Origin of the sequence: Phytopseudomonas dryadis (assembly GCF_004327355.1) — a bacterium.
In the GTDB taxonomy this organism is placed as follows: Bacteria; Pseudomonadota; Gammaproteobacteria; order Pseudomonadales; family Pseudomonadaceae; genus Aquipseudomonas; species Aquipseudomonas dryadis.
Genome location: NZ_QJUM01000003.1, coordinates 79,446 through 104,718 on the forward strand (window position 1 = coordinate 79,446; position 25,273 = coordinate 104,718).

General features: G+C 66.2%; 23 protein-coding genes and 1 pseudogene. 16 read left to right on the forward strand and 8 right to left on the reverse strand.

From position 1 onward, the window contains the following. Position 1: 1 nt before the first annotated feature. The 3 genes from DNK34_RS03205 to DNK34_RS03215 all read right to left on the reverse strand — a co-directional run bounded on the left by DNK34_RS03205 (position 2) and on the right by DNK34_RS03215 (position 2,812). Positions 2-769 carry an ABC transporter ATP-binding protein gene (locus DNK34_RS03205; protein WP_131176791.1) on the reverse strand — a complete coding sequence of 256 codons (768 nt, stop codon included), beginning with the start codon at positions 767-769 and terminating at the stop codon, positions 2-4. Continuing rightward, the gene (locus tag DNK34_RS03210; protein ID WP_131176792.1) at positions 757-1,521 is read right to left on the reverse strand and encodes a siderophore ferric iron reductase; all 765 of its coding nucleotides are present in this window, start codon (positions 1,519-1,521) and stop codon (positions 757-759) included. The genes DNK34_RS03205 and DNK34_RS03210 overlap by 13 nt, the downstream gene beginning before the upstream one ends. A gap of 106 nt (positions 1,522-1,627) precedes the next feature. Next, positions 1,628-2,812: an MFS transporter gene (locus tag DNK34_RS03215; RefSeq protein WP_131176793.1), complete on the reverse strand. Its 1,185-nt coding sequence runs from the start codon at positions 2,810-2,812 to the stop codon at positions 1,628-1,630. A gap of 241 nt (positions 2,813-3,053) precedes the next feature. On the opposite strand from DNK34_RS03215, the gene DNK34_RS03220 reads away from it, so the two are divergent. The 4 genes from DNK34_RS03220 (at position 3,054) to DNK34_RS03235 (ending at position 6,672) form a co-directional block, all read left to right on the forward strand. Further along, on the forward strand, positions 3,054-3,887 hold the full coding sequence (locus DNK34_RS03220; protein WP_131176794.1) for a bifunctional hydroxymethylpyrimidine kinase/phosphomethylpyrimidine kinase: 834 nt from the start codon (positions 3,054-3,056) through the stop codon (positions 3,885-3,887). 12 nt (positions 3,888-3,899) lie between these two features. Beyond that, a complete protein-coding gene (thiE, locus tag DNK34_RS03225; RefSeq protein WP_131176795.1) occupies positions 3,900-4,532 on the forward strand; it encodes a thiamine phosphate synthase in 633 nt (210 codons plus the stop codon). Between the two features lie 27 nt (positions 4,533-4,559). Further along, positions 4,560-5,849 carry a glutamate-1-semialdehyde 2,1-aminomutase gene (gene hemL, locus DNK34_RS03230; RefSeq protein WP_131176796.1) on the forward strand — a complete coding sequence of 430 codons (1,290 nt, stop codon included), beginning with the start codon at positions 4,560-4,562 and terminating at the stop codon, positions 5,847-5,849. 274 nt (positions 5,850-6,123) lie between these two features. Beyond that, entirely contained in the window at positions 6,124-6,672 is a 549-nt protein-coding gene (locus DNK34_RS03235) for a tetratricopeptide repeat protein (RefSeq protein ID WP_131176797.1), read from the forward strand. 116 nt (positions 6,673-6,788) lie between these two features. Here the strand turns inward: DNK34_RS03235 and DNK34_RS03240 are convergent, their stop codons facing one another. Next, entirely contained in the window at positions 6,789-7,112 is a 324-nt protein-coding gene (locus DNK34_RS03240; RefSeq protein ID WP_131176798.1) for a DUF1820 family protein, read from the reverse strand. 305 nt (positions 7,113-7,417) lie between these two features. Here DNK34_RS03240 and miaB point away from each other — a divergent pair, with 305 nt between their 5' ends. The 5 genes from miaB (at position 7,418) to lnt (ending at position 12,929) form a co-directional block, all read left to right on the forward strand. After that, a complete protein-coding gene (miaB, locus tag DNK34_RS03245) occupies positions 7,418-8,752 on the forward strand; it encodes a tRNA (N6-isopentenyl adenosine(37)-C2)-methylthiotransferase MiaB (RefSeq protein ID WP_165496940.1) in 1,335 nt (444 codons plus the stop codon). Between the two features lie 249 nt (positions 8,753-9,001). Then, positions 9,002-10,018 (forward strand): PhoH family protein, encoded by a 1,017-nt coding sequence (locus tag DNK34_RS03250; protein WP_131176800.1) that lies wholly within the window; start codon positions 9,002-9,004, stop codon positions 10,016-10,018. Then, a complete protein-coding gene (gene ybeY, locus DNK34_RS03255; RefSeq protein WP_131176801.1) occupies positions 10,018-10,476 on the forward strand; it encodes an rRNA maturation RNase YbeY in 459 nt (152 codons plus the stop codon). The genes DNK34_RS03250 and ybeY overlap by 1 nt, the downstream gene beginning before the upstream one ends. Positions 10,477-10,501: 25 nt before the next feature. Beyond that, positions 10,502-11,338: an HlyC/CorC family transporter gene (locus DNK34_RS03260; RefSeq protein ID WP_131176802.1), complete on the forward strand. Its 837-nt coding sequence runs from the start codon at positions 10,502-10,504 to the stop codon at positions 11,336-11,338. 61 nt (positions 11,339-11,399) lie between these two features. After that, entirely contained in the window at positions 11,400-12,929 is a 1,530-nt protein-coding gene (gene lnt, locus DNK34_RS03265; RefSeq protein WP_131176803.1) for an apolipoprotein N-acyltransferase, read from the forward strand. A 214-nt stretch (positions 12,930-13,143) separates the two neighbouring features. Here lnt and DNK34_RS03270 read toward each other — a convergent pair whose 3' ends face one another. Both DNK34_RS03270 and DNK34_RS03275 read right to left on the reverse strand, forming a co-directional pair. Beyond that, positions 13,144-13,908 carry a YdcF family protein gene (locus DNK34_RS03270; RefSeq protein WP_131176804.1) on the reverse strand — a complete coding sequence of 255 codons (765 nt, stop codon included), beginning with the start codon at positions 13,906-13,908 and terminating at the stop codon, positions 13,144-13,146. Positions 13,909-14,270: 362 nt separating this feature from the next. Then, positions 14,271-14,618: a hypothetical protein gene (locus DNK34_RS03275; RefSeq protein WP_131176805.1), complete on the reverse strand. Its 348-nt coding sequence runs from the start codon at positions 14,616-14,618 to the stop codon at positions 14,271-14,273. A 405-nt stretch (positions 14,619-15,023) separates the two neighbouring features. Between DNK34_RS03275 and leuS the strand changes: the two genes are divergently transcribed. From leuS to lipA, 7 genes and pseudogenes are all read left to right on the forward strand, one after another. Continuing rightward, positions 15,024-17,630 carry a leucine--tRNA ligase gene (gene leuS, locus DNK34_RS03280; RefSeq protein ID WP_131176806.1) on the forward strand — a complete coding sequence of 869 codons (2,607 nt, stop codon included), beginning with the start codon at positions 15,024-15,026 and terminating at the stop codon, positions 17,628-17,630. Between the two features lie 100 nt (positions 17,631-17,730). Further along, a complete protein-coding gene (locus DNK34_RS03285) occupies positions 17,731-18,336 on the forward strand; it encodes an LPS-assembly lipoprotein LptE (RefSeq protein ID WP_131176807.1) in 606 nt (201 codons plus the stop codon). Between the two features lie 268 nt (positions 18,337-18,604). Next, complete coding sequence (gene holA, locus DNK34_RS03290; RefSeq protein ID WP_131176808.1) at positions 18,605-19,639, forward strand: DNA polymerase III subunit delta; 1,035 nt, start codon at positions 18,605-18,607, stop codon at positions 19,637-19,639. A 127-nt stretch (positions 19,640-19,766) separates the two neighbouring features. Beyond that, positions 19,767-19,913, forward strand: a pseudogene (gene arfA / locus DNK34_RS03295) (alternative ribosome rescue factor ArfA); the annotation flags it as partial. 249 nt (positions 19,914-20,162) lie between these two features. Further along, positions 20,163-21,455, forward strand: a complete 1,293-nt coding sequence (locus tag DNK34_RS03300; protein ID WP_131199523.1) for a lytic murein transglycosylase — start codon at positions 20,163-20,165, stop codon at positions 21,453-21,455. A gap of 241 nt (positions 21,456-21,696) precedes the next feature. Then, positions 21,697-22,848 (forward strand): acyl-CoA dehydrogenase family protein, encoded by a 1,152-nt coding sequence (locus DNK34_RS03305; protein WP_131174916.1) that lies wholly within the window; start codon positions 21,697-21,699, stop codon positions 22,846-22,848. 162 nt (positions 22,849-23,010) lie between these two features. Further along, positions 23,011-24,063 carry a lipoyl synthase gene (gene lipA, locus DNK34_RS03310; protein ID WP_131174917.1) on the forward strand — a complete coding sequence of 351 codons (1,053 nt, stop codon included), beginning with the start codon at positions 23,011-23,013 and terminating at the stop codon, positions 24,061-24,063. Positions 24,064-24,168: 105 nt separating this feature from the next. On the opposite strand, the gene lipB is transcribed toward lipA, so the two are convergent. Together lipB and DNK34_RS03320 are read right to left on the reverse strand one after the other, a co-directional pair. Next, the gene (lipB, locus tag DNK34_RS03315; RefSeq protein ID WP_131174918.1) at positions 24,169-24,804 is read right to left on the reverse strand and encodes a lipoyl(octanoyl) transferase LipB; all 636 of its coding nucleotides are present in this window, start codon (positions 24,802-24,804) and stop codon (positions 24,169-24,171) included. Further along, positions 24,804-25,082, reverse strand: coding sequence for a DUF493 domain-containing protein (locus DNK34_RS03320; RefSeq protein ID WP_131174919.1), 279 nt, complete (start codon positions 25,080-25,082; stop codon positions 24,804-24,806). The genes lipB and DNK34_RS03320 overlap by 1 nt, the downstream gene beginning before the upstream one ends. Positions 25,083-25,273 lie beyond the last annotated feature (191 nt).

Consider the following 25,273-nt stretch of genomic DNA (forward strand, 5'->3'; position numbering starts at 1 on the left):
CTCAGGCCACCACGGCGATCTTGCGGGCGCTGCCGGGTTGCTCGATCAACTGGATATCGATGTCGTAGAGGGCGCTGAGCAAGGGGCTGTGCAGCAATTGCTCGGGCGTGCCATCGAAGAACACCCGGCCCTGCTTCAGCGCCACGATACGGTCGGCGTAGCGGGCGGTGAGATTGATGTCGTGGAGGATCGCGACGATGCCGCGGCCAGTGCCGTGGTTGAGCTCGCGCAGCAGCGACATCAGCTCGTACTGGTGGGCCAGATCCAGTGCCGAGGTGGGTTCGTCGAGCAGGATCAACGGCGACTGCTGGGCCAGCAACATGGCGATCCAGGCGCGCTGGCGCTCGCCACCGGACAGGGTGTCGGCCAGGTGCTCGGCATACTGCAGGGTATCGGTCTGCTGCATGGCCAGCTCGATCACCTGGCGATCCTCGGCCTGCCAGCGCCCGAGCAGGCCGCGCCAGGGAAAGCGCCCCAGGCGCACCAGCTCGCGCACGGTCAACCCGGCGACCTCCGGCAGGCGCTGCGGCAGAAACGCCACGCGCCGGGCGAAGTCGCGCGGGCTGTAGGCCGCCAGGGGTTTGCCGTCGAGTTCCAGGCTGCCGCTATCGGGCAGCAGTTGCCGGGCGATCAGGTTCATCAGCGTGGATTTGCCGGACCCGTTGTGCCCCAGAATCACGGTGAACTGGTCGCCGGCCAGTTGCAGGCTGTCCAGCGCCAGGGTCAGGCGGCCGTCGCGGCGCACCTGGATATCGTTCAGTCGCAGCATTCGAGGCTCAGCTCCCGGCGCAGGCGCGTCATGCGCTCGTCCTGCTTGAGTTTCGGACAGGTACTGCACAGCTGGCCATCGGCGCGGCGAAAATGCTGGCAGCACACCTTGCGCCCCAGGGCCAGGCGCGCACGACCGTCATCCAGGCGCACCTCGATCAGCGAGCTGCCACCCTGCAGGCCGAGGGCCGTCAGCCAGCGCTGTTCCAGCTCATGCAACCGGGCATTGTCCAGCGCACGCTGGCGCTGGATCAGCAGCAGCGCCGCCAGCACGTAGTCCGCCTGGAGGCGGCGGGCCAGCTTGTGGTGGATGGCGACGACCGCGTCGAACTCCAGCAACTGGCGCTCGAGCAGTTGCCGCAGTTGCTCGGCGGCCAGGCCGATCAGGGCGTCCTCGTGGGCTCGCCGCGGGGCATGCTCGGGCAGGCAGAACCCCGACACCACGCCCTCGCATACCGATTGCCCCATACCCTGCAGGCTGGGCAACCGGCCGGCCAGGTGCACGCCGAGCAGGCTCAGGTAGATCGGTTGCCAGATCAACAGCGTCCAGGTGCGCGCCGTCCAGTAATGCACGCCGGCCTCCGGGCAGGCGAACTGCCAGTGCCGGTACAGGGCGGCGATACGCGCCGGGTTGTCGGCGGCCCCACAGGCGAGCTCATCGCGGCCACTGGCGCCTACCCGTCCGGAGAGCCCCGGCAGGGTACGGGCGGTCACCTCGAGCACTTGCAGAAGGTCGCTGTTGGCCTGGTACATCGCAGGTCAGCCCCGGAAAAGATAGGTGACGGTCACACAGCGGCGGCCATTGGCCGGCGATGGGGAGCACGAATTTAACCACGCCCGCCGCGAATGCACCAAATTATCATTCGCGCGATGCGGGTGCCGCCGAGCCGGCCTTGATCAACAACGGAAACAGCGCGGCGGTGATCAGCAGGCCGAGCGCGCCCACCCAGAACGGCATGTGCTGGCCGTAGTGGCTGACCAGCAGCCCGGCGCCGTAGGAAGCACCCATGGTTCCCAGGCACTGGAAGATATTGATCTTGCTGAAATCCACCCCGTAGTTGTCCGGGGTGCTCAGCTCGAACAGCAGGGCATCCAGGCGTACCGTGACCTGATACAGCGCCCAGCCGAACAGCACGCGGCCCAGGAGGATCAGCCACTGGTCGTCGAAGCCCTGGATGAAGGTCGCCGCGGCGCCTAGCAGCAGGCCGGCGAGGATGCCGTCGCGGGTGGAACCCTGGCTGGCGGCGCGCTTGCTCCACCAGAGGGCGAACACCGCCACGGCGCCGGGCAGCGAATAGACGAAACCGGCCATCAGCTCGCTGTTCCAGGTCGCCACCTGCTGCCAATACACGGCGAAGAACGGCCGGGTGACATAGGCGACGAAGTAGAACAGCAGCATCACCACGCAGAGCTTGTAGATCGCCACCAGGCTGCGCGGCGCCGCGGGCACGGCAAGCCCATCGTTGCCCTCCTCCGGGGCCGGCGCCTGGCCATGGGGCAGATGGCCGCGGATCAGGTGCATGCAGATGGCCATCTGGATGAAATCGCCAGCGGCCATCACCAGGAACACATCGCCGATCGCCATCACCTGCAGGATCAGGCCACCGGCGGCGGCGCCCAGTATGGCGCCGAAATGCACCACCACCGACAGCGTGCCGATGGTCTGGGTGTGATTGTCCTGCTCCTGCAGGCTCATCACATAGGGATACATCAGCAGGTAGCTGCCCTTGAACACGATCATCACCAGCGACACCACCCAGAACAGCGGCAACGAATCGATGAAGGTCAACGCCGCCGTCAGCGTACCGGCCATGAACTGTGCGCCGATCAGGATGCGCACCGGGTGCACCCGCTTGGCCAGCCGCGCCCACAGCGGGAACACCGCCATCACCGTCAGGCTGATGGCCGCCAGGTACAGGCCGACATGCTCGGGCGGCGGATTGCCGAAGCGCTCGGCGAAGTACTGCGGATAGAAGGGAATGATCAGGTTGTCGGTCACCACCGCCAGGGCGGTCATCGCGATCAGGTAGAAACGCAGGTTCATGGTTTGGCGAAGGCAGCGGCACAGGGCCGGGAATGATGCATGGGCAGCGGCGCAAAAGCGACCCGCCACGCCGAATGACGGATAGGCGAGCCGTGGCTCGCAGGGTGGTTAGCGACGCCATGCCCGGCAAATGTTAAACTCGCGCCCCACGAAAATCCCGCCGGCCAGCCGCCGGTGCGAGCCCCGCTCAACCAGGTACCGCGGCCGCCGCCGTACCCGTCAACCGGAAACCGCGACACAGATGATCGATTTCGGCCTTCCCGATTACCCGCGCAGCAGCGCCCGTCTGGCCCCCTCGCGGCCGGTGGTGCTGTGCCTGTCCGGCCACGACCCGAGCGGCGGTGCCGGTCTGCAGGCCGATATCGAGGCCCTGCTCGCCCAGGGTTGCCATGCGGCGCCGGCGGTCACCGCGCTGACCGTGCAGGACACCGTGAACGTCAGCGACTTCCGCGTGCTCGACCGCGACTGGGTGCTGGCCCAGGCCCATGCCGTGATCGCCGACATGCCGGTGGCGGCGGTCAAGCTGGGCATGCTCGGCTCGGTGGAAATGGTCGAAACGGTGCTGATGATCATGGACGAGCTGCCGGGCGTGCCGCTGGTCTGCGACCCGGTGCTGCGCGCCGGCGGCGGCGGCGCCCTGGGCAAGGACGAAGTCGGCTACGCCCTGCGCGAACGCCTGTTCGCCGCGTCCACCATCGCCACCCCGAACCTGCCGGAAGCGCGCATCCTCGCCGAGCTGCCGGACGGCACGCCCGACCAGTGCGCGGACAAGCTGCTGCCGCATATCCGCCACCTGCTGATCACCGGCGGCCATGGCGACGAGCGCGACGTGCACAACCGCCTGTACCTGCAGGACGGCGGCCAGCACACCTTCACCTGCCCGCGCCTGCCCGGCAGCTACCACGGCTCCGGCTGCACCCTGGCCAGCACCCTGGCCGGACGCCTGGCCCTCGGCGAAGAGCTGATCAGTGCGGTGAAAAGCGCCCTGGACTACACCTGGCGCACCTTGCGTGACGCCGAACAGCCCGGCCGCGGCCAGTTCGTGCCCCGCCGCCTGCCCCTCGATTTCAGCTGACGGGACGCATCCATGAAACTGCGTGGCCTGTACGCCATCACCGATAGCCAATTGCTCGCCGACGGCAAGCTGCTGCCCTATGTCGAAGCCGCCCTCAACGGCGGCGCCCGCGTGCTGCAGTATCGCGACAAGTCCGGCGACGAGGCGCGCCGGCTGCGCCAGGCCGAGGCGCTGCGCGAGCTGTGCAACCGCTATGGCGCGGCGCTGATCATCAACGACGACGCCGAACTGGCCGCGCGCCTGGGCGTCGGCCTGCACCTGGGCCAGGACGACGGCTCGCTCGCCGTCGCCCGCGCCCTGCTCGGCCGCAAGGCGATCATCGGCGGCACCTGCCACGCGCAATTGCCCCTGGCTGAACAGGCGGTCAGGGAAGGCGCCAGCTACGTGGCCTTCGGCCGCTTCTTCAACTCCAACACCAAACCCGGCGCCCCCGCGGCCACGCTCGACCTGCTGGAAACCGCACGGGCGCGCCTGCAACTGCCAATCGTCGCCATCGGCGGCATCGACCTGCACAACGCCGCGCCGCTGATCGAGCGCGGCGCCAGCATGATCGCCGTGATCCACGCCCTGTTCGCCGCCAACTCCGCCGCCGAGGTAGAGCGTCGCGCACGGGCCTTCAGCGCCCTGTTCGAGCAGCAGGCCTGATCCACCTTTTTGTAGAGAGAATCCGCCATGTCCCGCTCCGAACTGCTTTTCGCCAATGCCCAGAAACACATCCCCGGCGGCGTCAACTCGCCAGTGCGCGCGTTCCGCAGCGTCGGCGGCACGCCGCTGTTCTTCAAGCATGCCATCGGCGCCTACGTGACGGACGAGGACGACAAGCGCTATGTCGACTACGTGGGCTCCTGGGGGCCGATGATCCTCGGCCACAGCCACCCCGAGGTGATCGACGCGGTGCGCCGCCAGCTCGAACACGGCCTGTCCTACGGCGCGCCGACGGCCATGGAAACCGAAATGGCCGACCTGGTCTGCGCGCTGGTGCCGTCGATGGACATGGTGCGCATGGTCAGCTCCGGCACCGAAGCGACCATGAGCGCCATCCGCCTGGCCCGTGGCTACACCGGCCGCGACAGCATCATCAAATTCGAAGGCTGCTACCACGGCCACTCCGACAGCCTGCTGGTCAAGGCCGGCTCCGGCGCCCTGACCCAGGGCGTGCCCAGCTCCGCCGGCGTGCCGGCGGCCTTCGCCAGGCACACCCTGACCCTGCCCTTCAACGATATCGACGCAGCCGCCGAGATGCTCAGCAAGGTCGGCAACGAAGTGGCCTGCATCATCGTCGAGCCGGTGGCCGGCAACATGAACTGCGTGCCACCGGCGCCGGGTTTCCTCGAGGGTCTGCGCAGCCTGTGCGACCAGCACGGCGTGGTGCTGATCTTCGACGAAGTGATGACCGGTTTCCGCGTCGCCCTCGGCGGTGCCCAGGCGCACTATGGCGTGACCCCGGACCTGTCCACCTTCGGCAAGATCATCGGCGGCGGCATGCCGGTCGGCTGCTTCGGCGGCAAACGCGCGATCATGGAGAGGATCGCGCCGCTCGGCCCGGTCTATCAGGCCGGCACCCTGTCGGGTAACCCGCTGGCCATGGCCGCCGGCCTGACCACCCTCAAACTGATCAGCCGCCCGGGCTTCCACAGCGAACTGAGCGACTACACCGAGCGCCTGCTGCAAGGCCTGCAGGACCGTGCCGATGCCGCCGGCATCCCCTTCGTCACCACCCAGGCCGGCGGTATGTTCGGCCTGTATTTCAGCGGCGCCGACGACATTGTTACCTTCGACGACGTGATGGCCAGCGATGCCGAGCGCTTCAAGCGCTTCTTCCACCTGATGCTGGAAGGCGGCGTGTACCTGGCCCCGAGCGCGTTCGAGGCGGGTTTCACCTCCATCGCCCATGGCGAGGCCGAGCTGAAACTGACCCTGGACGCCGCCGAGCGCGCGTTCGCCATCCTCAAGCAGGCGTAGGAATCGGCCAGTCATGCGCGGCAGGTTCTTATTGCCGCGCATTAATGGTGGAACCTGTGGTTGCGCGGCTGATCGTCTATAAGGACTGTCAGCCGCCGGCTTGAGCCGTATCAGGGCGCGATGCGCAGATAGGATAGCAGCGCGGTACACGCGCCACGATGGGGCAGAAAAGCCGGCAAACACTTTGTAAGAACGGGGTGGCTTATTTCATAATGTGATGTCGAACGCATTTCGTTCGCCGCCGCCCCCAGCACCTCGAGGTATTCGGATCTTCATGAACCGCACCGGCCGCACCCTGTCCCTGGGCTGCCTGTTGCTCCTGCTGCCACTGCTCGCCTTCGCGGGCGGCAACTCATTGCTGATCCCGGCAACCGGCAGCTGCTCGCTGAATAGCGCCCCCGAAGACCTCCCCGAGGCCCTGCGGGCCTGTCGCCAGGCAGCGGAAGACGGCGACCCGCAAGCCGAATACGAACTGGGCGAGTACTACTACCAGAGCGAAGGCGAAGCGCGTGACCTGGAGCAGGCGCTGAGCTGGTTCGAACGCGCCTCGCTGCAAGGCCACCCGCAGGCGCAGTACCACCTGGGCATGATGTTCTTCCGCGGCGAGGGCGTTGCCGCGAACAACGTGCAGGCCTATATCGTGCTGAAGATGGCCGCGGTCAACGGCTCGGACGAAGCCATGGACAGCGCCGACGAAGTCTCGGCGCAGATGCCCCGCGCCGAACTGGACGTCGCCACCCAAGTGCTGGGACAGATCTTCCGCAACTACCTGCAGGAACTGCAGGCCGCCGACGGCCTGTCGCCTTTCGCGCCATTGAAATAGAAGCAAGCTTCAAGAAAAAGCATCCGCGATTCCTCTCTCATGCCCAACAACCATCCTGGAAAGGTGATCGCTTCCCACTGGCAACAACGCTCGGCTTGCCGCTTGAGGCTTGAGGCTTACTTGTCCGGCATCGGCATGGGGAACGGCATGATGTTGCCGCCGCCTTTCGCTTCGCTGATCTTCGGCGTGCCGAGGCGCTCGACCTCGTCGATGCGTACGATCGAATGCATGGGCACGAAGCTGCGCACGACGCCGTCGAACTGCGCCTTGAGCTTTTCCTCGCTGGGGTCGACCACCACCTGGGTGCGCTCGCCGAAGACGAACTCCTCGACCTCCAGGAATCCCCACAGATCGCTTTGATAGATCTGCTTGGCGTACATCTCGTACACCTGACCCTGGTTGAGGAATATCACCTTGTAGATAGGTTCGCGCTTGCTCATGGATTGACGAAGTAGGCTGCAAAAAGAGGGCGCGAAGGATAGCACAAGGCTGCAAGCTGCAAGCTAGTGTGGCGCCCCCTGCAAAATCTAACTCAAGCTCTTGCTCTCACTTGCAGCCCGTAGCCTGGGTTGAGCGCAGCGATACCCAGGTGGCGCCTCCCCGGGTGTCGCTGCGCTCGACCCGGGCTACCTGACGTGGCGTTACCACCACAGTCAAAGCTTTCGCTCCTACTTGTCGCTTGTGGCTTGAAGCTTGCGGCTGCGCTTCTATAATGTGCGGTCATTTTTCACTCAGCCGGCACCCCATGACCAAGAAGCTCTATATCGAAACCCACGGTTGCCAGATGAACGAGTACGACAGCTCGCGCATGGTCGACCTGCTGGGCGAGCATCAGGCCCTGGAAGTCACCGACCGGCCGGAGGATGCCGACGTCATCCTGCTCAATACCTGCTCGATCCGGGAAAAGGCCCAGGACAAGGTGTTCTCCCAGCTCGGCCGCTGGCGCGAGCTGAAACTGGAAAACCCCGACCTGGTGATCGGTGTCGGCGGTTGCGTGGCCAGCCAGGAAGGCGCGGCGATCCGTGATCGCGCGCCCTACGTCGACGTGGTGTTCGGCCCGCAGACCCTGCACCGCCTGCCGGAGATGATCGACGCCGCCCGCAGCACCCGGGTCGCCCAGGTCGACATCTCCTTCCCCGAGATCGAGAAATTCGACCGCCTGCCCGAACCCCGGGTCGATGGCCCCAGCGCCTTCGTCTCGGTGATGGAAGGCTGCAGCAAGTACTGCACCTTCTGCGTGGTGCCCTACACCCGCGGCGAGGAGGTCAGCCGGCCGCTGGACGACGTGCTCGGCGAGATCATCCACCTGGCCGAGCACGGCGTGCGCGAAGTGACCCTGCTCGGGCAGAACGTCAACGGCTACCGTGGCGAAACCCGTGACGGCGGCATCGCCGATTTCGCCGAGCTGCTGTACCTGGTCGCCGCCGTCGACGGCATCGACCGCATCCGCTACACCACCAGCCACCCGCTGGAGTTCTCCGATGCGCTGATCAGGGCCCACGCCGAGATCCCGGAACTGGTCAAGTTCGTCCACCTGCCGGTGCAGTCGGGCTCCGACCGCATCCTCGCGGCGATGAAGCGCAACCACACGGCGCTGGAATACAAGTCGCGGATCCGCAAGCTGAAAGCCGCGGTGCCGGACATCGTCATCAGCTCCGACTTCATCATCGGCTTCCCCGGGGAAACCGAGAAGGACTTCGAGCAGACCCTGAAGCTGGTGCAGGACGTCGGCTTCGACTTCTCCTACTCCTTCGTCTACAGCTCGCGCCCCGGCACGCCGGCGGCCGATCTGGCCGACGACACCCCGGACGAGGTGAAGAAGCAGCGCCTGCAGATCCTGCAGAACCGCCTCAACCAGCAGGGCTTCGAGAACAGCCGGCGCATGGTCGGCAGCGTGCAGCGCATCCTGGTCAGCGACTTCTCGAAAAAGGACCCGGGCAAGCTCCAGGGCCGCACCGAGAACAATCGTATCGTCAACTTCCAGTGCGACAATCCGCGCCTGATCGGTCAGTTCGTCGACGTGCACATCGACGAAGCCCTGCCACACTCGCTGCGTGGCTCGCTGATCGAGCGTCATTGAGCATGCTCCCCGTAGTGTGGACGACGCCTCATCGTCCACCACCCAGGCACCACCGGTGGATGAAAAAGGCGTCATCCACCCTACACAGGTAGCCTGGCGTTGAGCGCAGCGATACCCAGGGAGCGATCTCATGCAATCACGGGCGTTGATCAATCACCCACAGCGCGGTCATCGGCTGTGCTTTCCCCCGGCGACGGCTAGCGCTATTCTCTGCCTTCAATTCAGCCGACTGGCGGCCAAAATACGACTTTGAATACTTCCATAGAACCTCATCGCTTCACCCTCGAACCCTTTGAAGCCAAGCGCTTCGCTAATCTCAGCGGGCAATTCGACGAACATCTGCGCCTGATCGAAGCACGCCTGGGTATCGAGATCCGCAACCGCGGTAATCAGTTCGAACTGCTCGGCGAACCAGAGCAGACCACCTCTGCCGAAAACCTGCTGCGCCGCCTGTACCGCGAGACCCAGAGCACCGAGCTGTCGCCGGACCTGGTGCACCTGTTCCTGCAGGAATCGGGGATCGAGGAGCTGAACAACCCCACGGTCGAGGCCAGCGTGGCCCTGCGCACGCGCAAGGGCATGATCCGCCCGCGCGGCGCCAACCAGCAGCGCTACGTCAAGGCGATCCTGGATCACGACATCAATTTCGGCATCGGCCCGGCCGGTACCGGCAAGACCTACCTGGCCGTGGCCTGTGCCGTCGATGCCCTGGAGCGCGAGCAGATCCGCCGCATCCTGCTGGTGCGTCCGGCGGTCGAGGCCGGCGAGAAACTGGGCTTCCTGCCCGGCGACCTGTCGCAGAAGATCGACCCCTACCTGCGCCCGCTGTACGACGCCCTCTACGAGATGCTCGGTTTCGAGCAGGTGGCCAAGCTGATCGAGAAGCAGGTCATCGAGGTCGCGCCGCTGGCCTACATGCGCGGCCGCACGCTGAACAACAGTTTCATCATCCTCGACGAAAGCCAGAACACCACCCTGGAACAGATGAAGATGTTCCTTACCCGGATCGGCTTCGGCTCCACCGCGGTGATCACCGGCGACATCACCCAGGTCGACCTGCCGCGCGGCACCAAGAGCGGCCTGACCCACGTGATCGAGGTGCTGCGCGACGTACCGGGCATCAGCTTCACCCACTTCAAGCCCAAGGACGTGGTGCGTCACCCGCTGGTGCAGCGCATCGTCGAGGCCTACGAGCGCTTCGAGGCCCAGCAGCAGCCCTTCGACCGCCGCCCGGCGGACAACGACCCGGGTGCCAGGGCCGACTGATGATCGAGCTGGATCTGCAGGTCGCCAGTGACGGCGGCCGCCTGCCCGCGACAAGCGACTTCCGGCGCTGGTGCGAACTGGCCCTGCGCCAGCGCAGCGCCGACTCGGAGCTGACCATCCGCCTGGTCGACGAAAGCGAAGGCCGCGAACTCAACCGCACCTGGCGGCACAAGGACTACGCCACCAACGTGCTGTCCTTCCCCGCCGACGTCCCCGACGATTTATTGGATATTCCGCTGCTCGGCGATCTGGTGATCTGCGTGCCGGTGGTCGAGCGCGAGGCCAGCGAACAGGGCAAGAGCCTGGACGCCCACTGGGCGCACCTGGTGATACACGGCTGCCTGCATCTGCTCGGCTACGACCACATCGATGATGAGGAAGCCGAGGAAATGGAAGCGCTGGAACGAATATTGCTCGCCGAGCTGGGTCATCCCGACCCGTATGCCGACGACGACTAGACGCAAGGATCCCGAGTAAACCCCCATGAGCGAAGACCGATCGAGCAACGAGCAGAAGTCCTGGCTGAACAAGCTGACCCAGGCTTTTGCTCATGAGCCGAAGAACCGCCAGGAACTGCTGGAAGTCCTGCGCGAAGCGCACCAGAACAAGCTGCTCGACAGCGAAGCGCTGGCCATTGTCGAAGGCGCCATCCAGGTCGCCGACCTGCAGGTACGCGACATCATGGTCCCACGCTCCCAGGTGGTCACCATCAAGGCCACCCAGGCGCCGAAGGAATTCCTGCCGGTGATCATCGAGGCGGCGCACTCGCGCTACCCGGTGATCGGCGAGACCCTGGACGACATCATCGGCATCCTCCTGGCCAAGGATCTGCTGCCACTGCTGCTGGGCGACCAGGCCGACTTCAACATCCGCGACATGCTGCGCCCGGCCACCTTCGTGCCCGAATCCAAGCGCCTCAACGTGCTGCTGCGCGAGTTCCGCGCCAACCACAACCACATGGCGGTGGTGATCGACGAATACGGCGGCGTCGCCGGCCTGGTGACCATCGAGGACGTCCTCGAGCAGATCGTCGGCGACATCGAGGACGAACACGACGTCGAGGAAGACAGCTACGTCAAACCGTTGCCCAGCGGCGACTTCCTGGTCAAGGCGCTGACGCCCATCGAGAACTTCAACGAGGCCTTCGCCACCGACTTCTCCGACGACGAATTCGACACCGTCGGCGGCCTGGTGATGAGCGCCTTCGGCCACCTGCCCAAACGCAACGAAGTGACGGTGATCGGCGAGTTCCGCTTCCGCGTGCTCAATGCCGACAGCCGCCGCGTGCACCTGCTGCGCCTGACCCCCCTGGCCCGCTGACGTGCTGTAGCGCCCCGCCATTGGTGGGGCGCCTACCTCCTCCTCTCTCGCGAGCATCCTGATGAATCGACTGTTCCGTCCCGGCTGGCCCGGCCACCTGATCGCCCTGCTGGCGGGCGCCCTGACCACCCTGGCCCTGGCGCCCTACGGCATCTGGCCGCTGGCGCTGCTGTCGATCGCCCTGTTCTACCGCGGCCTGGGCGAACTGACGCCGCGCCAGGCCGCCTGGCGCGGCTGGTGCTACGGCTTCGGCCTGTTCGCCTCTGGCACCAGCTGGGTCTACGTCAGCATCCACGACTACGGCGCGGCCTCGCCGCCCCTGGCGGCCTTCCTGACCCTCGGTTTCGTCGCCGGCCTCGGCCTGTTCTTCGCCCTGGCCGCCTGGCTGTGGGCAGTGTGGCTGCGCCGTCGGCAGGCGCCGCTGGGCGATGCCCTGGCCTTCGCCGCCTTGTGGACGGCCCAGGAAGCCTTCCGCGGCTGGTTCCTCACCGGCTTCCCCTGGCTCTACGCCGGCTACAGCCAGCTCGACGGCCCGCTCGCCGGCCTGGCGCCGCTGGGCGGCGTCTGGCTGCTGTCGTTCAGCCTGGCCCTGAGCGCGGCGCTGCTGGCCAACCTGCCGCGCCTGTATCGGCGCAAACAGGCCCTGGCCGCCGCCGTCGTCTTGCTGTTCGCGCCCTGGCTGATCGGTGCCGCGCTCAAAGGCCACGCCTGGACCCAACCGGCCGGCCAGCCGCTGAGCGTCGCGGCCCTGCAAGGCAATGTCGGGCAGAACATGAAGTGGGACCCGGCACAGCTCAATGCGCAACTGGCGCTGTACCGCGACATGAGTTTCAGCACCCGGCCGACGGATCTGCTGGTGTGGCCGGAAACCGCGGTACCGGTGCTCAAGGAACAGGCCATCGGCTACCTCGGCGTGATGGATCGTTTCGCCAGCGACCGGAACAGCGCGCTGATCACCGGCGTGCCCATCCGCCAGGCCAACGAACGGGGCGAGCCGCGCTACTACAACGGCGTCAGCGTGCTCGGCCAGGGCAGCGGCGACTACCTCAAGCAGAAGCTGGTGCCGTTCGGCGAATACGTGCCCCTGCAGGAGGTGTTGCGCGGCCTGATCGCCTTCTTCGACCTGCCCATGTCCGACTTCGCCCGCGGCTCGGCCGAACAGCCACTGCTGGAAGCCAAGGGCTACCGCATCGCCACCTACATCTGCTACGAGGTGGTCTACCCGGAGTTCGCCGCCGGCCTCGCGGCCCAGAGCGAGCTGCTGCTGACGGTGAGCAACGACACCTGGTTCGGCACCTCGATCGGCCCCCTGCAGCACCTGCAAATGGCGCAGATGCGCGCCCTGGAAGCCGGACGCTGGATGATCCGCGCCACCAACAACGGCATGACCGTGCTGATCGATCCCTTCGGCCGCATCAGCGAACAACTGCCGCAGTTCGAGCAGGGCATTCTCTATGGCGAAGTGCAGCCCATGCAGCAGCTCACGCCCTACCTGCGGTGGCGCTCCTGGCCGCTGATCGCCACCGGCACCCTGCTGCTGGGATGGGCCCTCGTCAGACGCCGCAAGGATCAGCTCCAGCACAACCCGTAGGAGGGGCTTCAGCCGCGACAGCAGCAAGTAGGATGGGTCGGGCCGCGCAGGTGCAACCCATCAATTGCCGATGGGTTGCACCCATCCTACGCGGCTGATCTGGGTGGTGTTGCCAGGTTGGGCGTTGGTGGGTAATAGCCGCAAGCTGCAAGCCACAAGCCGCAAGTAGAAGCGGGAGCCAAGCCGTACTTATGGCTTGGCTTGAAGCTGACAGCTATCGTCCATACGCCAACGGATAGGCCAGCGCGCCGATCAGCTCATTGAGCAGCAAGGTGCTTTGCCACAGGGCCTTGCCCTCCGGCAGCCAGCCGCCCGCCGGGCGCCCGTTGGCCACGCCGAGGAAACCCACCGGCGCCGCCACCACCTCGAAGCCGGCCCGCTCGAAACTCCAGCGCGAGCGCGGCATGTGCCAGGCCTGGGTGACCAGCACCACCCGGCGCACGCCGGTGCCCTCGAGCATGGCGGCGCTTTCCACGGCGTTTTCCCAGGTGGTGCGGCTGCGCTCCTCGCGCCAGCGCACCGCGACGCCCATGTCCAGCGCCATGACCTCGGCCATCAGCGCCGCCTCGCTGGGCGGCTGGCCGAAATGCAGCCCGCCGCTGGTCAGCACCGGCAGGCCGGAGGCCTTGGCCAGACGCGCGGCATAGCGGGTACGCTCCAGGGCCATGGCACTGGGCTGATCGCCGCCCCAGGCCGGATCGGCACGCTCACGGCCGCCACCCAGGACGACGATGGCATCGGCGCGCTGCGCCAGTGACGCCCACTGATCCTGATGCAGGGCGGGTTCACGTTCGAGCAGACGCGCCGACCATTCCACCGCCACCGGCAGGCTCATCAACCACAGGCCGCCCAGGCCGAGGGCGAAACAGGTCGCCGCCAGGCGCGGAAAGCGTCGCCGCAGAAACCAGGCCAGCAGCAGCAGGAGCAACAGCAGGCCGGGCGGCATGAACACTTGCTTGAGGAAATAGCGAAACGGCATCGAGCACCTCCATGGAAGCGTCGAAGCCTAGGAGCTGTTCCCCTTTCAGTGCAAGCGCTAGCAGGCTGTTGAAAAACTACCTGCTAGTGCCGCGACACAGATCAAATGTCGCTCGTGCGGTATCGACAGGGGATTCAGCCATAAGCGTGCAGCATGGCCACATTCGTGTGGGAGCCGCGACCTCGCGGCGAATCGTGGCCATAGCGCAATTTATCGCCAGCGCATCGCGCCGGGGTCGACGGACGCCCCCTGATTCCGAACGGGTTCTGCAAGACGGTATCCACGGGAGTCCGACATTTCATGGTTGACACGATACGAGTGCCGAGATGCAGGGCGCAGCGTGGGTGACGCTCAAAGTCCGATCAGCGAGGGCAGCCACAAGTGGGACAGCCATGGGGCGTCAGCGCCGCGCCACAACCGCGGCAACACAGCACGGCCCTGCGCCTGAACGGCGGGGCGACACCTGCGCCAGCGGCCGACACCTGCTCGGCGGCGGCCGTATGCCAGATCCGCAGCCAGTCGCGGTCATTGGCCAGGTAGGCACGGATCATCGCCAGTTCCGAAGCCGACAGCCCGCGCACTTCCAGCTCCGAGGCGGGCTCGTCGGAAAGGCGGGCCAGGCTGTCGGCCTCATGCAGCGCAGACGTCAGTCGCTGCAGCAACTGACCATAGGGGTCGCCTTTGTTTTCCGCTTGTCCCGCCTGCCCCATCGCTCACCTCACCTAGGGTTTGTTGCCGTTTCGGCGCAAGCCGCAGGGCCGGGCCCGTTCTACCGTGAATGCCTGGCGCGTCTTCGCGCACCAGCCGCGCAGGAACGAATGCCGGGCACACCTCGCGCCTGTCCGTGCGCCGCACACGCCGCGCGGCAGGGAGCGGGCGCGGCCCTTGTCCCTGCCGCGCGGCGTTGAGGGCCAGGCCCGAGCGTGGCGAAACCGGCGCCGCTCCCGAGGGCCCGGCGTTCCTTCGACAAGCTTAGCGTCCGCCCGCAGTGCGGCAGGATGCCGCGACAAACGGCGATGAATCCGGACCGGCCGCAATCAGGGTTTCCCTCAGTCAAGGGGGGTCATGTATGCTACGGCGTTTCCCGAAAGTCCCTTTCCCTAGCGCCAGTAGCCATGCACGAACAGTATCAGCCACGCGAAATCGAAGCCGCCGCGCAGTCCCACTGGGACGCGCAGAAATCCTTTGTAGTGAGTGAGCAGCCCGGCAAGGACACGTTCTATTGCCTGTCGATGTTCCCCTACCCGAGCGGTAAGCTGCACATGGGTCACGTGCGCAACTACACCATCGGCGACGTCATCGCCCGCTACCAGCGCATGCAGGGCAGGAACGTGCTGCAGCCCATGGGCTGGGACGCCTTCGGCATGCCGGCGGAAAACGCCGCGATGAAGAACAACGTGGCACCGGCCAAGTGGACCTACGAGAACATCGACTACATGAAGACCCAGCTCAAGAGCCTGGGTCTGGCCATCGACTGGTCGCGCGAAGTCACCACCTGCAAGCCGGACTACTACCGCTGGGAACAATGGCTGTTCACCCGCCTGTTCGAAAAGGGCGTGATCTACCGCAAGAACGGCACCGTGAACTGGGACCCGATCGACCAGACCGTACTGGCCAACGAACAGGTCATCGACGGCCGCGGCTGGCGCTCCGGCGCGCTGATCGAGAAGCGCGAAATCCCCATGTACTACTTCAAGATCACCGCCTACGCGGATGAACTCTTGAGCAGCCTGGACGAACTGGATGGCTGGCCGGAACAGGTCAAGACCATGCAGCGCAACTGGATCGGCAAATCCCGCGGCATGGAAGTGCAGTTCCCCTACGACCAGGCCTCGATCGGCGAAGCCGGCACCCTGAAGGTCTTCACCACCCGCCCCGATACCCTGATGGGCGCGACCTACGTCGCGGTGGCCGCCGAGCATCCGCTGGCCACCCTCGCCGCCCAGGGCAACGCCGAGCTGCAGGCCTTCATCGACGAATGCAAGAGCGGCAGCGTGGCCGAGGCCGACGTCGCCACCCAGGAAAAACGCGGCATGCCGACGCCGTTGTTCGTCGAGCATCCGCTGACCGGCGAGAAACTGCCGGTGTGGGTCGCCAACTACGTGCTGATGCACTACGGCGACGGCGCGGTGATGGCGGTACCGGCTCACGACGAGCGCGATTTCGAATTCGCCAGCAAGTACCGGTTGCCGATCAAGGCCGTGGTCCGCACCAGTGCCGGCGACGAAACGCCGGCGCCCTGGCAGGCCGCCTATGGCGAGCATGGCCAACTGATCAACTCCGGCGAATTCGACGGCCTGGATTTCGCCGGCGCCTTCGACGCCATCGAGGTCGCCCTGCTGAAGAAGAACCTGGGCGCCTCGCGCACCCAGTTCCGCCTGCGCGACTGGGGCATCAGCCGCCAGCGCTACTGGGGCTGTCCGATCCCGATCATCCACTGCGACGCCTGCGGCGACGTGCCGGTACCGGAAGATCAGTTGCCGGTGGTACTGCCCGAGGACGTGGTGCCCGACGGCGCCGGCTCGCCGCTGGCGCGCCTGCCCGAATTCTATGAATGCAGCTGCCCGAAATGCGGGGCGCCGGCCAAGCGCGAAACCGACACCATGGACACCTTCGTCGAGTCGTCCTGGTATTTCGCCCGCTATGCCTCGCCGCACTACACCGGCGGCATGGTCGACCCGGCCGCGGCCAATCACTGGCTGCCGGTCGACCAGTACATCGGCGGTATCGAACACGCCATCCTGCACCTGCTCTATGCGCGCTTCTTCCACAAGCTGATGCGTGACGAAGGTCTGCTGTCGTCCAACGAGCCGTTCAAGAACCTGCTGACCCAGGGCATGGTGGTCGCCGACACCTACTTCCGCATCGCCGAGAACGGCGGCAAGGACTGGTTCAACCCGGCCGACGTCGAGATCGAGCGCGACGCCAAGGGCAAGGTCATCGCCGCCCGGCTGAAAAGCGACGGCCTGCCGGTGGAAATCGGCGGCACCGAGAAGATGTCCAAGTCGAAGAACAACGGCGTCGACCCGCAGGCCATGATCGATGCCTACGGCGCCGACACCTGCCGCCTGTTCATGATGTTCGCCTCGCCACCCGACATGAGCCTGGAATGGTCGGACTCCGGTGTCGAAGGCGCCAGCCGTTTTCTGCGCCGCGTCTGGCGTCTGGCCCAGGCTCACGTCAGCCAGGGCCTGCCCGGCGTACTCGACGCCGGCACGCTGGACGACGCCGGCAAGGACGTGCGCCGCGCCATCCACCTGGCGATCAGGCAGGCCACCCAGGATGTCGGCCAGCACCACAAGTTCAACACCGCCATTGCCGCGGTGATGACCCTGATGAACGTGCTGGAGAAAGCCGCCCAGGATACCGATCAGCAGCGCGCCCTGCTTCAGGAAGGCCTGGAAACCGTCGCCCTGCTGCTGGCGCCGATCACCCCGCACATCAGCCATGCGCTGTGGCAGGAGCTGGGCCACGAGGAGGCGATCATCGACGCCGCCTGGCCGGCACTGGACGAATCGGCCCTGGTGCAGGACAGCCTGCAACTGGTCATCCAGGTCAACGGCAAGCTGCGCGGGCAGATCGACGTACCGGCCGATGCCAGCCGCGAAGCCATCGAGGCGGCGGCACGCGGCAACGAGAACGTACAACGTTTCACCGAGGGGCTGACGATCCGCAAGGTCATCGTGGTGCCCGGCAAGCTGGTCAATATCGTCGCCAACTGAGGCGACAGGGAAGTGCCGGTCGCCCCTGGACGACCGGCATCCAGTCTAGAGTTTCGGCCATGCCCGGTCAGCGGAACCGGCAGGACAAGAGGATAACGAGATGATCAAGCGCAATCTGTTGGTAATCGGCCTGGCTGGCCTGCTCGGCGCATGCGGCTTCCAACTGCGCGGCACCGGCGACGTCCAGTTCGCCCTGAGCGAGCTGGATGTCAGCGCGCGCAACGCCTACGGCGCTACCGTCCGCGAGGTGCGCGACGTGCTGGAGAGCAATGGCGTGCGCGTCTACCCGGGCGCCGCCTACAAGCTGTACCTGGCCAACGAGCAGGAAAGGCAGCGCACCGCCAGCTACACCAGTGCCGCGCGCAGCGCCGAATACGAGCGCACCCTGACCCTCGACTACGAGATCCGCGGGGCCAAGGACCTGGTCCTGATGCGCAACCAGCTCGAAGTGCAGACCTACTACGTGCAGGACGCCAACAACCTGGTCAGCAACGATCAAGAGTCCGCACAGCTGAGCACGGAAATGCGCCGCGACCTGGTGCAGCAACTGGCCCAGCGCCTGCAGTTGATCACCCCGGATCAGCTCGATGCCCTGCAACAGACCGCCGAAGCCAAGGCCAAGGCCGAAGCCGACGCCCTCGAAGCCGCGCGCCAGCGCGAGGCCGCGCAGCCGCAGCAATCACCCATCGAACTGCCGGTGCAGTAAGCAGCTACAAGCTGGGAGCGATCCGCAGCGCTCCAGCTTCTCTCTTGTAGCTTGCGGCTTGAAGCTTTGGCCCCTCAGGTTCAGTCGTAGGGTGGACGGCGCTTCATCCGTCCACCACCACGCGATCACAATGGTGGATGAAAAAAGCGTCATCCACCCTACGACCGCTTCCGCCGCTTTGCTGCCACTGCATGTGAAGGCTCGTCGAAATCGTGAACAGGCTCCAAGACGGATGGGGCGCTCCTTCGGCCTCTCAGGTTAGAAACGCATGAAACTCGCCCCCGCCCAACTCGGCAAACACCTGCAAGGCCCGCTGGCGCCCGTCTACGTCGTGTGTGGCGACGAACCGCTGCTGTGCCAGGAAGCCGCCGACGCCATCCGCGGCGCCAGCCGTGCCCAGGGTTTCAGCGAGCGCGAAGTGTTCCATGCCGAAGCCAATTTCGACTGGGGCCTGCTCTACGAGGCCGGCGCGAGCCTGTCGCTATTCGCCGAAAAGCGCGTCATCGAACTGCGCATCGGCAATGGCAAGCCGGGCGACAAGGGCGCCGCGGCCATCATCGAATACCTCGGCCGGCCGCCGGAAGACACCCTGCTGCTGATCAGCCTGCCCAAGCTCGACGGCAGCACGCAGAAAAGCAAATGGGCCAAGGCGCTGATCGACGGCCCGCACTGTCAGTTCGTGCAGATCTGGCCGGTGGACGCCAACCAGTTGCCGCAATGGATCCGCCAGCGCCTGTCCCAGGCCGGCATGAACGCCACCCAGGAAGCCGTGGAGTTGATCGCCGCCCGCGTGGAGGGCAACCTGCTGGCCGCCGCCCAGGAAATCGAGAAGCTCAAGCTGCTGGCCGATGGTGCGCAGATCGACGCCGGCACCGTGCAGGCCGCGGTGGCCGACAGCGCCCGCTACGACGTCTTCGGCCTGATCGAAGCCATCCTCAGCGGCGACGCCGGGCACGCCCTGCGCATGCTCCAGGGCCTGCGCGGCGAAGGCCAGGAAGCGCTGTTCATCGTCGCCATGCTGGCCCGTGAACTGCGCCAGCTGGCCAATATTTCCCATCAGTACAGCCAGGGCATCCCTCTGGAAAAGGCCTTCGCCTCCGCCCGCCCCCCGGTGTGGGACAAGCGCCGCCCCCTGGTCAGCAAGGCCCTGCAGCGTCACTCGGCAACGCGCTGGAAGCAGTTGCTGATCGATGCCCAGCGCATCGATGCCCAGGTCAAGGGCCAGGCGCCCGGCGACCCCTGGAACAGCCTGGCGCGCCTGGCCCTGATGATGGCCGGTCAGCGCCTGCCCCTGGGCGAATGATCCGCCGCGGTCTTCGCGGCAAACCGTCTGGCGCTGCAGCTCCTGGTGCGGCATCTGGACATTTTCTGTACAGCGGCGCATGATCCACCCCGCTCGCCGGGGTGCGAGCGCAGACCGAGGACACGCCATGAGCAAGAAAGCAGCACGCCCGAACAAGGCCAAATCCATCGCCGCCCAACCCCTCTTCCGCTGTCGCCAGGAGCGGCCCGGCAAAGGAAAAGGCAGCTACCGCCGCCAAGCCTCCCAGCAAAACTGGGAGGCTTTTTTTATGGCCTGCCATAGCCCTGGCGGCCACCCTTCGGGCCGTCGCAAGCGACGTTAAAATAGCTCCCGGCCATTTTTTATGGGCTTGGCGCACCTGCCATCCTCCGCTCCCGCCTCCCTCGCGAAGGCAGAGGGATAGAACAACGCTGGCGTTTGTTCCGGCCATTCTCTCTTGCCGCTGGCCTGAAAAACCTCGCTCAGCCCGCACAGGGCCTCATCCATGCTAAGGTGGACGCCTGCAAAACGTGTTGAGACCACCATGCCCAACCTGTTCACTCGTGGCCTGCCCTTCACCGCCACGGCCAGCTTCCTGCTCTTGCTGACGGCCTGCGCAGAAGCCCCCGCCCAGCCTCTGGCCACCCCGAGCGCCGCGCAGACCTCCGCCCCGGCAAGCGCCCCGGCCGCCCAGCCAGCACCCCAGCGACTGAGTTTCGAAGACTGGCGCGACCTGCTGCGCAGCGACGCCCTCGCCGCCGGTATCAGCCCGACCCTGTTCGACCGCGCCTTCGTCGGCGTCGTGCCCAACCCGGACGTACTGGCGGCCGACAGCAGCCAGCCGGAGTTCACCCGGCCGGTATGGGAATACCTCAAGGGCGCCGTATCGCCCAGCCGCATCGCGCGCGGACGCATTCTGCTGGCGCAGAACCGCACCCTGCTGGGCCAGATCGAACAGCGCTACGGCGTCGATGCCGAAGTGCTGGTGGCCATCTGGGGCCTGGAAAGCAACTTTGGCAGCAACATCGGCAGCCACAACGTGGTTCGCTCCCTCGCCACCCTGGCCTACGAGGGACGCCGCCAGGCCTTCTGGCGCAGCCAGTTGCTGGCCGTGCTGCAGATTCTCCAGCATGGCGATATCGCCCCGGAAAGCCTGGTCGGCTCCTGGGCCGGCGCCATGGGCCAGACCCAGTTCATGCCCACCACCTACAACGAACACGCCGTGGACTTCGACGGTGACGGCAAGCGTGATGTATGGACCTCCTCCGGCGATGCGCTGGCCTCGGCGGCCCACTACCTGCAGAGCGCCAACTGGCAATTGCGCCAGCCCTGGGGCTTCGAGGTCCGCCTGCCGCAGAACTTCGACTACGCCCTCGCCGACCCGGAAGTACGCCGCAGCCTGAGCGAATGGCAGGCGCTGGGCGTGCAACCGATGAACCCGTTGCCCGCCCATGCCCGCGGCGATGCCAGCGCGACGCTGCTGTTGCCGGCCGGCCATCGCGGCCCGGCGTTCCTGCTGCTGAGCAATTTCCGCAGCATCCTGCGCTACAACAACTCGACCTCCTACGCCCTGGCGATCGGTCTGCTGTCCGATGGCCTGCGTGGTGGTGGCACCGTGCAGGCGGCCTGGCCAGAGGGCGACCGGCAACTGGGCCGCAGCGAGCGCGTCGAGCTGCAGGAACGCCTGAGCGCCCGCGGCTTCGACTCCGGCCACGCCGACGGCATCATCGGCGCCAATACGCGCAAGGCGATCCGGGCCTTCCAGTTGCACCTGGGCTGGCCCGCCGATGGCTACCCGGACAGCAATCTGCTCAACCAGCTGCGCCAGCAGCCCTGACGCGAACGGCGGCCGACCCCGGCCGCCGCCTTTCTCCTGCGCCCATCGCACGGCGCCCGCGCCGGGCGGGAATCCGCCTGCCAGTTGCCATTGTCCGCGCAGTGAGCAACGCTGTCAGGACAGCCCGTCAGCCGCGATCCGCGCCGACCGGGCGGTGCCTCACCGGCAACCCTGCCGGCGGTGCGGCGGCTAGGCACAACCGGCTACGCCAGCACCGTTCAATAACAACACGGAGGTCGCCATGAACGACATCGAACTGAGCGAAGAACAACGCATGATCCGCGACAGCGCACGGGACTTCGCCCGCCGCGAGATCGCCCCCCACGCCCGAGCCTGGGAGAAAGCCTGCTGGATCGACGACGCCGTGGTGGCGCAGATGGGCGAATTGGGTCTGCTGGGCATGCTGGTGCCGGAACAATGGGGCGGCAGCTACATCGACTACGTGGCCTACGCCCTGGCGGTCGAGGAGATTTCCGCCGCCGATGCGGCCACCGGCACCCTGATGAGCGTGCATAACTCGGTAGGCTGCGGGCCACTGCTCAAGTATGGCAGCCAGGCCCAGAAAGACGCCTGGTTACCGGCGCTGGCCAGCGGCCAGACCATCGCCTGCTTCTGCCTGAGCGAACCCCAGGCCGGCTCCGAAGCCCACAACCTGCGCACCCGCGCCGAGCTGCATGGCGAGCAATGGGTGCTCAACGGCGCCAAGCAATTCGTCAGCAACGGGCGCCGCGCCGGCCTGGCCATCGTCTTCGCCGTGACCGACCCGGAGCTGGGCAAGCGCGGGCTATCGGCCTTCCTCGTGCCGACCGCCACCCGCGGCTTCAACGTCGAGCGCAGCGAGCACAAGATGGGCATCCGCGCCTCCGACACCTGCGCCATCAGCCTCGACGACTGCCGCATCGATGCCCGCAACCTGCTCGGCGAGCGCGGCAAGGGGCTGTCCATCGCCCTGTCCAACCTCGAGGGCGGGCGCATCGGCATCGCCGCCCAGGCCCTGGGCATCGCCCGCGCCGCCTTCGAGGCCGCCCTGGGCTACTCGCGCGAACGCAGCCAGTTCGGCAAGCCCATCGGCGAGCACCAGAGCATCGCCAACCTGCTCGCCGACATGCATACGCAGATCAGTGCCGCACGCCTGCTGATCCTGCACGCCGCGCGCCTGCGCAGCGCGGGCCAGGCGTGCCTGTCCGAGGCCTCCCAGGCCAAGCTGTTCGCCTCGGAAATGGCCGAGCGGGTCTGCTCCAAGGCCATACAGATCCATGGCGGTTACGGCTATCTGGAGGATTATCCGGTGGAGCGCTATTACCGGGATGCGCGCATCACCCAGATCTACGAGGGCTCCAGCGAAATCCAGCGCCTGCTGATCGCTCGCGAGCTGAGCCGTTATTCGCTCTGAAGCTGCAAGCTGCAAGCTGCAAAGCGTGAGGGCTCAGGCCCGATGCCTGTCCAGCATCGTACGTTGCCTGAAGCCTGCCGCCTGAAACCGCCTGTGATACACTGCCGGGCGGCCACAAGCTCCTCGCCAACGAAGCCCCTCCTACCGGAGTCCAGATTTTCGATGTCCGATACCGCCTCGCCCAAACCCGTTGCCAGTGGCGAAAAATTCCGCACGGCTCAGGGTATCACCGCCATCAAGGACGGCCAGAAGCGCCGGGCCTCGGCCGAACCCCAGGTATTCGAACCCAAGCCCAGCTGGCTGCGGGTGAAAGCGCCCAGCGGTAGCCGCTTCGAAGCCGTCAAGCGCAATGTCGGCGAGCACCGCCTGAGTACCGTTTGCCAGGAATCGCACTGCCCGAACATCGGCGAGTGCTGGTCCAATGGCACGGCCACCATCATGCTGATGGGCTCGGTGTGCACCCGCGCCTGCCGTTTCTGCGCCGTGGACACGGGCAACCCGAACGGCTGGCTGGATCGGGAAGAGCCGGAGAATACCGCCAAGTCGGTCGAGCTGATGGCGCTGCGCTACATCGTCCTGACCTCGGTGGATCGCGACGACCTGGCCGATGGCGGTGCCGCGCACTACGCCGCCTGTGTCCAGGCCATCAAGGCGCGTACGCCGCAGGTGGTCGTGGAAGCCCTGACCCCCGACTTCGATGGCGACCTGCAGGCCATCGAGCGCGTGGTCGATTCCGGCCTGGAGGTGTTCGCCCAGAACGTCGAGACGGTGAAGCGCCTGACCCATGTCGTGCGCGACCCGCGCGCCGGCTACGAGAAGACCCTGCGGGTGCTGGAACATGCCAAGCGCCACCGCCCGCAAGTGATCACCAAGACCAGCCTGATGGTCGGCCTGGGCGAGAGCGACGAGGAAATCTTCGAAACCCTGGACGAACTGCGCGCCATCGGCGTGGACATCGTCACCCTCGGCCAGTACCTGCAGCCGACCCGCCATCACCTGCCGGTCAAGCGCTGGGTGAGTCCCGAGGAATTCAACCGTTACCGCGAGATCGGCCTGCAGAAGGGCTTCATGGAGGTCGCCGCCGGCCCCCTGGTGCGCTCCAGCTACCGGGCCGATCGCGTGTTCGAGAAGAACAACCTGGGCCTGGCGGCACCGGTCGCGGTTCCGGGGCAGAGCGTCGCCGAGAACCTGATCCCGGCGCTGAACCTGAATTGACACCCCATTACACCTTCGGCTGATCCGGGATTGGCATTCATTGCCTGATATGTAGCCTGGGTGGAGCGCAGCGATACCCGGGACGGTTGCTACACTCGCTTGCCGTCATCCCATGACCGGGCTATAGCCCAGCCGCTGGCGCAGGGCCTGCTCGAGGCACTGCGCCACTTCGTCGAAACGCGGCGGCGTCTCGAGCAGGTCCCTCAGTTGCACCATTTGCAACCCGGCATAACCACAGGGATTGATGCGCCGGAATGGCGACATGTCCATGTCCACGTTGAGCGCCAGGCCGTGGAACGAGCAGCCATGGCGAACCCGCAGCCCCAGCGAGGCGATCTTCTCGCCATTGACGTACACCCCGGGGGCATCCGCCCTGGGCGCCGCCTCGACGCCATGAGCGGCCAGGACATCGACCAGGCTCCGCTCCATCGCCGTGACCAGCTCACGCACGCCCAGCCCCAGGCGGCGCAGATCCAGCATCAGGTAGGCGACCAGTTGGCCGGGGCCGTGGTAGGTGACCTGCCCGCCACGCTCGACCTGCACCACCGGAATGTCTCCAGGCGCCAGCAGGTGCTCGGGCTTGCCGGCCTGCCCCTGGGTGAACACGCCGGGGTGTTGCAGCAGCCAGATTTCGTCGGCGCTCCGTTCGTCGCGCTCGGCGGTGAGACGCCGCATCGCCTCCAGGGTCGGCAGGTAGTCCACCACCCCGAGATGGCGCACGATGAGTTCGGCCGAGGCCACTACAGCACCATGTGCACACGACCGGTGGCACGCAGGTCGACGTGAATCGCCTGCAACTGCTCGACGCCGGTGGCCGTGATCAGCACCTGTACGGAGAGGAAGCGGCCATTGCGGCTGTCGCGCGCCACCAGGGTGGTGGTGTCGAGATCGGGCGCATGGCGCTGAATCACCTCGACCACCAGGTCGGCGAAGCCGTCGCCGGCTTCGCCGATCACCTTGATCGGATAGCGCTCACAGGGGAATTCGATTTTCGGGGCTTGAACGTCGGTATCGGTCATGGCGGTTACTGCAGGCTTTTCGCCTGTCCAATGCAAGACGCCCTCAGGTCGAGGACGTCCATGATTTAAAACCAGATTAGAACCTGTTCATGATATTGCGAGCTAGAGCCATGCAAGGCCTAGGCGGCCCCACAAAAACAAGCGAGGAAGCGGACTGGGCTCGCATTCGAGTTTACGTGCTGTAAATGAGC